This is a genomic window from uncultured Campylobacter sp. (assembly GCF_938030785.1).
GTDB lineage: Bacteria > Campylobacterota > Campylobacteria > Campylobacterales > Campylobacteraceae > Campylobacter_B.
Genome location: NZ_CALHIK010000113.1, coordinates 1 through 3,958, shown reverse-complemented (window position 1 = coordinate 3,958; position 3,958 = coordinate 1). Strand labels below are relative to the sequence as shown.

Sequence of the window (3,958 nt, the reverse complement as noted above, 5' to 3'; positions counted from 1 at the left end):
GCGAGGTCGCTCCCCTTCCCGCCCCAAACCCCACCTAACCCCCGACGACGCTTTACAAGGGGCAGGCTACGCCTGCGCTGAATTTATATTATAACTGCGGTGCGGTGTCTCGCACCTAGTCGCAAGACCGCCGTGCCGCAAGTTTCAATACAATGTGCCGCACCGCGTAAAAACCCACGCCGCAGCGCATGTAACGCAGTGGATGAAATTTTAAAATTCTACCGCAGCGCCGCGGACAAATTTAAATTTTAAAACTCTCGCGGCTTTAAATTTAGCCGAAAATCCCGTATCCGAAGATCACCGCGATGATAAGCGGCAGGATAAATTTGACATACAAAAACCAAACTCCTGCGAGCCGCGCGCTTAGATCGCCTTCGTTGGTGAGCTCGTAGATCGCGTCCTTTTTCAGTACCCAGCCCACGTAGATGCAGCATAGAAGCGCCGTTAGCACGAAAAATACGTTCGCGCTTACGAAGTCGAAGGCATCGAAAACCGAGCGCCCTAGAATTTTAACGTCCGCAAGCACGCTGCTTGAGAGTATGCAGGGCAGGTTGCCGAGCACGAAGACGCCGCCGAGCGTTAAATTTACCGCCTTTAACGTTGAAAATGAGAAGCGCTCCTCGACGAAATTTATGATGACCTGATAGATCGTGATGGACGTCGTAAGCGCGGCGATGAGTAAAATCGAGAGAAAGACCACCGCGACGGCGTTGCCGAACGGCATATGCGAAAATGCGATCGGCAGGCTTTTAAAGACTAACGACGAGCCGCTGCTCGGCTCAAGCCCTGCGCTAAAGAGCGACGGGAAGATCATAAAGCCCGCAAGCACGGCGATGAGGGTATTTACGACTGCGGTGATGGTGGCTGTTTGCATCAGCTTCTCGTCTTTGTTGAGGAAGCTAGACAGCGTGATCATCACGCCGAAACCGAGCGAGAGCGCGAAAAAGACCTGACCCAAAACGTCGATCAAAAGCTTGGGCGTGATCTTGGCAAAATCGACGCCGAGATAAAATTTCACGCCTTCCTTTGCGCCCTCAAGCGTTAAATTTGTAAGGATTACCGCGATGAAGCACAAAAATAGCGCGGGCATTAGAAATTTTACGAATTTTTCGATCCCCTCGATGATGCCGTTTTTCAAAATGTACCAGTTGATCGCTATGAAAACGAGCGTGTAAGCTCCGACGCCGAGCGGGCTATTTTCGATGTGATCTGCGTAGAATTTTTGCGTGAATGCGGGATCGGTGATCCGCGCGGAGAGGTCGAAGTTGCCGCTTACGATGTTTACGATATAGGTTAGCACCCAGCCGCCGAGGACCATATAGTAGGCCAAAATTCCAAACGCGCCGATTACGCCCATGATGCCGGCGATCTTCCATGCGGGCTTTATGCGCGAGCCGTCCTTTTTAGGCGCCGTGAAGGCATCGACGCAGTTTCTTAGCGCGCGGCGTCCGATGACGTTTTCTACTAAGATCATCGGGATCCCAAGCACGATCATTGCGATGCAAAATATGAGCACGTAGGCGCCACCACCATTTTCGCCGACTAAATACGGGAACCGCCACGTGCAGCCAAAGCCGATCGTGGCGCCTGCGACGGTTAAGATATATGTGAGCTTGCTGCTCCAGGTCTGTCTCGGCACGCTCCCTCCTTAAAATTGCTCTTTTTTGAGCTTGTCGAGGAAGTCCTCGATATTGTATTTGGCACGGTAAGCCTCGCTGATGAGATGGACTATGATGTCGCCGAGATCGACGACGCTCCATTCATCTCCGCTTTCGATAGCCAAAAACTCCTCGCCGAGCGGCTTAAGCACGCTTTTTAGCTCCTCGATGAGCGAGGCTGCGTGGCGGGCGGTCAGCATAGTGGCGATTACTACGAATTTCGCGATGTATTCGCGCCCCTCCATATCGATGATCTGGACGTCTTCGGCTTTCTTTTCGTTTAAAATTTCGGCGATCCGCTCCGCCCTTTGCTTTGGATCTTGCATATCTTTCCTTTTATAAAATTTTATGACCTCTGCTGCGATCTTGGGCGGGATTTCGCCTTTGAAATCTCGCCTAAAACCGCTTGAGCTCGCATCTACGGCAATCTCGATGCGCCTTAGGCTCGCCCACTGCCGCGGGATCTCGTAGCCGGGCCTCGTAAGCACGACAAACTCCGCCAATTTCTGCAGCTCGCTAAAATCGCGCCATTTGTGAAGCTCCGATAGGTTGTCGGCACCCACGACGATGTAGAGCTTTGGTGCAGTGTCTGCGCCGCTCGCATCGCTTGCGTCATCCATGTCATTTGCGTCGCCTGCGTCACCTGCACTATTTGCGCTACTCACGCAATTTGCACCGCCTGCGTCAGCCATGCAATTCGCATTACCGCTTGGAATTTTGTTTACATTTGAAATTTCGTCTCCAACGGCACTTGAGGCTTTGACGAAGCTTGAAATTTTGCCTGTGACGGCGTTTGAAATTTCACTTGAGGTAGCGCTTAAAATTTCGCTCGCATTTAAAATTTCGTTCCGCCCAGCATTCAAAATTTTGCTCACGCTCAAAATTTTATCTTTGGCGGAGCTTGAAACCTCGCTAATGACAGCACCGGACATTCTGCTTGCGGCGACATTTGAAACTTCGTCCGCATTTGAAATTTTATCTATGTTTTGTGTTTCGCTAACATCTCCTGCGCCGCCCGCCTCACTCGTGCCGTCGTGAGGAATTTTACTTACCTTGCTTTGTGAAATCCCGCCCGTTTCGCTTTCGCTGCCGACCGGAATTTGATCTGCTGTGTCGCTTTGCAGAGTTTTACCCGTTTCAATTGCCGTCTCGGACGTGATTTTGCCGTTTCTGCCGTATTTTTCGAGCAGAAATTTCACGCTTTGTATCGTGGGTACCGGCACGTTTTGCGAAATTTCATAATCGCTTACCTCCACGTGCGGGGTGTCGCCCCACAGCGCGCGGCACCATTTTAGCCGCAGCTGCGGAGGCGCCGAAAAGCTCTTTTTAAAAGGGTTTAGAAACGACGGCATTATGATTAGCAAATCTGGCTTTAGGGCGGATAAGATCGCCCCTACCGCGGCGTCGTGTCCTGCGTGCGGCGGATCGAAACTGCCGCCGAAAAGTGCGATCTTCACGCGCTCGCCCCGCGCTGTTTCGCGCCGCAAAATTTCTCGTCCTTTGCCGCAAATTCCGCGGCATAAAATTTTGCGCGGTGCGATCTTGCTTTATTAAATTTCATGTCATAAAATCTCGCTTCGCTAAATTTTGTTTCAAAAAATCCCGCGTTTTGCGGTGCGGTAAATTTAAAGGGCGTGACGGCGCAAAGGCTAGGGCTGCGTCGCAGCTCTTTTGCGGCGGCAAATTTTAAAAGCGCGCCGCCACGGAATTTTACCTCGCCGAATCTCGCTGCGTTAAATTTCATTTTAAGCTCTAAATTTGGCGTCTGGAACTTCATCTCCTGAAATTTCGCGCCGTGAAATTTGGTCGCATAAAATTTCGCAGTGCGAGCTAGAAAACCGGTCTCGCGCAATTCTGCTTTATAAAATTTAATGCCGCGTGCTCTAAATTTTGATTTGCAGAATTCCATGCCGCGAAAGTTCGCTCCTAAAAATTCTGTTCCGCAGGTCGCAAAATTTGCACCATTAAATTTCTCGACATTAAATTTAAAATGCGAGTGCCGTGATTGTGGAATTTGTTGCGTACGAAGAAGCCTTTCATTGCAAAATTTAAAACCGCGAAGCGCGGCATCGTGCGCCTCAGGCTCTGCGCCGCAAAATTTCTCGTCCTTCGCCGCAAATTCTGCGGCATAAAATTTTGCGCGGCGCGATCCTGCTTTATGAAATTTAACGCTGCGCCCACTAAATTCTGTCGCGCAAAATCCAGCGGCTACGAAGCGGGCGTTATAATTTGGGTTTTTGTAAGGCTTTCGCACGGGCCGCCTACATATATTTTTCTAAAACGCGCGGGATTTCGATGCT

3 protein-coding genes are annotated in these 3,958 nt (G+C 50.6%); all 3 read right to left on the bottom strand.

What is annotated here, in order from left to right:
• Positions 1-271: 271 nt before the first annotated feature.
• Genes Q0438_RS06475 through Q0438_RS06465 form a run of 3 tightly spaced genes read right to left on the bottom strand, consistent with a single transcriptional unit; the run spans position 272 to position 3,912 of the window.
• A complete protein-coding gene (locus Q0438_RS06475) occupies positions 272-1,639 on the bottom strand; it encodes a sodium-dependent transporter (protein WP_299188966.1) in 1,368 nt (455 codons plus the stop codon).
• A gap of 9 nt (positions 1,640-1,648) precedes the next feature.
• Complete coding sequence (rsfS, locus tag Q0438_RS06470) at positions 1,649-3,115, bottom strand: ribosome silencing factor (protein ID WP_299188963.1); 1,467 nt, start codon at positions 3,113-3,115, stop codon at positions 1,649-1,651.
• Positions 3,112-3,912, bottom strand: coding sequence for a hypothetical protein (locus Q0438_RS06465; protein ID WP_299188960.1), 801 nt, complete (start codon positions 3,910-3,912; stop codon positions 3,112-3,114). Before Q0438_RS06465 ends, rsfS begins: the two co-directional genes overlap by 4 nt.
• Positions 3,913-3,958: the final 46 nt, after the last annotated feature.